This window comes from Kocuria sp. (assembly GCF_030536815.1).
Classification (GTDB): domain Bacteria; phylum Actinomycetota; class Actinomycetes; order Actinomycetales; family Micrococcaceae; genus Kocuria; species Kocuria gwangalliensis.
The window spans coordinates 1-3,191 of the sequence record NZ_JAUNPE010000213.1 but is presented as its reverse complement, the minus strand read 5'-3'; the positions used below and the strand labels follow the sequence as shown (position 1 = coordinate 3,191).

Annotated in this window: 3 protein-coding genes and 3 tRNA genes; 2 read left to right on the top strand and 4 right to left on the bottom strand. The window is 65.7% G+C overall.

Annotation, left to right across the window (positions count from 1 at the left end; genetic code table 11):
* From fmt to Q4E95_RS12250, 4 genes are all read right to left on the bottom strand, one after another.
* On the bottom strand, positions 1-907 hold a 907-nt coding region (fmt, locus tag Q4E95_RS12265; protein WP_303383571.1), incomplete at its 3' end, for a methionyl-tRNA formyltransferase.
* Between the two features lie 2 nt (positions 908-909).
* Positions 910-1,515: a peptide deformylase gene (gene def / locus Q4E95_RS12260; protein ID WP_303383570.1), complete on the bottom strand. Its 606-nt coding sequence runs from the start codon at positions 1,513-1,515 to the stop codon at positions 910-912.
* Positions 1,512-2,444 carry a cytochrome gene (locus Q4E95_RS12255; protein WP_303383569.1) on the bottom strand — a complete coding sequence of 311 codons (933 nt, stop codon included), beginning with the start codon at positions 2,442-2,444 and terminating at the stop codon, positions 1,512-1,514. The genes def and Q4E95_RS12255 overlap by 4 nt, the downstream gene beginning before the upstream one ends.
* Before the next feature lie 93 nt (positions 2,445-2,537).
* Positions 2,538-2,609 (bottom strand) — tRNA-Val (locus Q4E95_RS12250).
* Between the two features lie 287 nt (positions 2,610-2,896).
* Here Q4E95_RS12250 and Q4E95_RS12245 point away from each other — a divergent pair.
* Positions 2,897-2,969: transfer RNA gene (locus Q4E95_RS12245), tRNA-Gly, on the top strand.
* 58 nt (positions 2,970-3,027) lie between these two features.
* A tRNA-Cys gene (locus tag Q4E95_RS12240) sits at positions 3,028-3,098 on the top strand.
* Positions 3,099-3,191: the final 93 nt, after the last annotated feature.

Below are 3,191 nucleotides of genomic sequence, written 5' to 3'. Positions count from 1 at the left end.
GCTGACCGCGCGCCCAGTCGAGGGCGGCCATGGGTTTCTTGCCGGAGGGCTGCACGCGGGTCAGTTCCACCGCGTAGGAACCGGTGCCCGCGTAGACCGCGCCGTCCCTCACGTGCACGTGACCGGGGGCCAGACCCGTGACCTCGGGGGTCGGGATCACGCGGTCGATTTTCATCCGCTGCCCGTGATAGTCCGTCCACGCGCCCGGTTCCGGGGTCACCCCGCGCACATGGTGGGAAATCGCCACGGCAGGATGGTTCCACTCGATGCGGGCTTGGGGTCCGGTGAGTTTGGCGGCCTTGCTGGCCTCCCCTGCCTGGGGCACGGGTTTGGCTCGGCCCGTGGCCACGGCCACGAGCGAATCCGCCAGTAACGACGCACCGCTGTGGGACAACCGTTCCAGGACGGATCCGGCGGTGTCGGTCGGGCGCACGGGATCGGTGAGGGTTCCCACGATGTCCCCCGTGTCCATTCCCTCGTCCAGGACGAACGTGGTGGCGCCCATCATCGTGTCACCGGCCATGAGCGCCCGCTGCACCGGAGCGGCCCCGCGCCACTGCGGCAACAACGAGAAATGCAGGTTGATCCACCCGTGCTCGAAAACGTTCAGCACGGGGCGCGGCAGCAGGGCACCGTAGGCGACCACGGCGGCGAGGTCGGCGCCGGTGGCGCGCAGCTGCTCGACCAGGTCGGCCGTGGCGCGATTGGCCTTGAGCGTGGGAATACCGTGTTGCTCGGCACGCTGCGCCACCGGGGACGGGGTCAGAATCTTTTTCCGCCCCACGGGTGCGTCCTCGCGGGTCAACACGGCGACAACGTCCAGGTCGTTACGTTCGAGAAGCGCGTCGAGCGGGATGACGGCGGTTGCCGGGGTGCCGGCGTAGAGCACTTTGAGTGGCTGGCTCACGTTCAGGAGTCCTTTCCCCGAGTGAAAGCCGATCCCGTGAAGGACGACCCGGTGAAAGAGGAACCCTCAGAGACCCCCAGGCGCTGGGCTTCACGTTCCCGGGCCACGCTGTCCACAAGGTCCTGGTACTCGGGTGCACGCATGGCGCGCATCGCCTCTGTACGCACCTCCCCCTCGAGTCGGTCGACGAACAGCATGCCGCGCAAATGGTCAGTTTCGTGTTGGAAGCAGCGCGCGAGCAGGCCCGTGCCTTCGCGGCGCACCGGCTCCCCGTTCATGTCCACACCCGTGATGATCGCGTCGTTGCGCCGTGGCGTGTGATACCCGGGCCCCGGGACCGAGAGGCACCCCTCGCCGCCCTCCTGAGGTTCGTCGCCCACTTCCAGGACGGGATTGATCACGTGACCGGAATCCTCGCCGATGTCCCACGTGAAGATTTGGAGCCCGACCCCCACCTGCGGTGCGGCCAGTCCGACACCCTTGACGGCGTGCATGGTCTCGACCATGTCGTCGATCAACGTTCGGAGTGAGTCGTCGAAGTCCGTGACAGTGAGTGCCGGTGTCCTGAGGACGGGGTCCCCCTGGGTTCGGATGCGCAGGATTGTCACTGCGAATTACTCTCCTCGGTCGCCTGAATCTGGGATTCCTTCAAGTCTACGGCGGCGGCCATGGCTCCCCGACCCACCGGGTTGTGCTCCAGCGGCGGCGGGACGATGGCCCGCAGCTGTTGGCCGGCCGCCTCGATTTCCGCCGAACGGGCCCACACCTTGGCCAGGGCGCAGAACTTGAACCAGTGGGCCGGCAACTGGTCCGGGACGGCCTGGACCGACAGCGCCTCCGTGTCACCAATGGCCACGGCCATGAGAACCTCCGCATTCGCGAACTCCCAGGGCTGCCATTCACCGGCTGCGGCATCCACGAGGGATTCTTCCGCCTTCAAACCGGCTACAAGTTGTGTGACCACCTTGGCGTCCGGGGCCTTGACCCGCCCGCTGCGATCCGTACCGCGGGTCTTGTAGTCGATCAGGCACACCTTGCCGCCGATGCGCGCCACCAGGTCGAGCGTGCCGGCGTAACCGACGGTGGAATTCCACACGGTGATCTCCGCGGCCAGCGGCTCGGGGCGGTACAGCTCCCACCACTGGTCGGCACTGTCCGCGAACCGGGATTCCTGATGCTCGGCCAACGTTTCCCGTGCCTGATCCACGCGGTGGTCCTGTCCCATGGCTCGCAAGGCCAGCTGCTCGCAGTAGTCGTGGACCCGGTCCCCACGCTCGGCGGCCCGGTCCCTGTGGCGTTCGGCCGCCTTGGCCGCGTGATTGACCAGGGCGCGGCGGCGTCGTGGGTCGCGCATTGCATCGGGAAGTTGCGGGTCCGCGGCCAAGGCCTGTGCGGCGCTGTAGCCATACCAACCGCCCAGATCATTGGCCTCGCACCCGATGACCGTGGTGATGGACGGAACCTGCGGATCCTGCCCCTCCGCACGCGCATACATGCGTCCGTAAGCAGTTTGTTGGGCCAAGCGTGGTTGCGTCATGGGGCCACCCTACGACCCGCCACCGACAGGGACACCGGACGTACCCGGGAATGCACAAGGCCCCGATTCCTGGTGGAATCGGGGCCTTCATTGTGCGCGATACTGGGATCGAACCAGTGACCTCTTCGGTGTGAACGAAGCGCGCTACCGCTGCGCCAATCGCGCTTGCAACGTTGAAAACCATAGAACACTTTTGGGTCACATGCCAATTGATGACGGCTCACCCCCGACTCATCCCCTTGGGCAACCGGACGGGCCCTTGGGGGCGCCGTCGATTTGCCCGATCGAAATTGTGTGGGTAATGTTCTAGCTCGTTGGCACAGCCCGGAAAGGCGAAGCACTCAACCCCCACCGGTTGAAAACTTCCCCGGACAGGCGCTGACGGACTGTGATAGAGTTTCCGCTCGGAAGAACGGCAAACCGGTTTCACGGAAAGTCTTTCAACCAACAATGCGGACGTAGCTCAGCTGGTAGAGCATCACCTTGCCATGGTGAGGGTCGCGGGTTCGACTCCCGTCGTCCGCTCGCAGTAATCGACAGCCATGTCGAGACCTGAGACCCTGTCCTTCAAGGATCTGGTCCCGGTGGGGTGGCCGAGTGGTTAGGCAGCGGCCTGCAAAGCCGTCTACGCGGGTTCGAATCCCGTCTCCACCTCGGCTCCGACCACCCTCGCTCGGCGAGAACGTTTGAGCGCGATTGGCGCAGCGGTAGCGCGCTTCCCTGACACGGAAGAGGTCACTGGTTCGA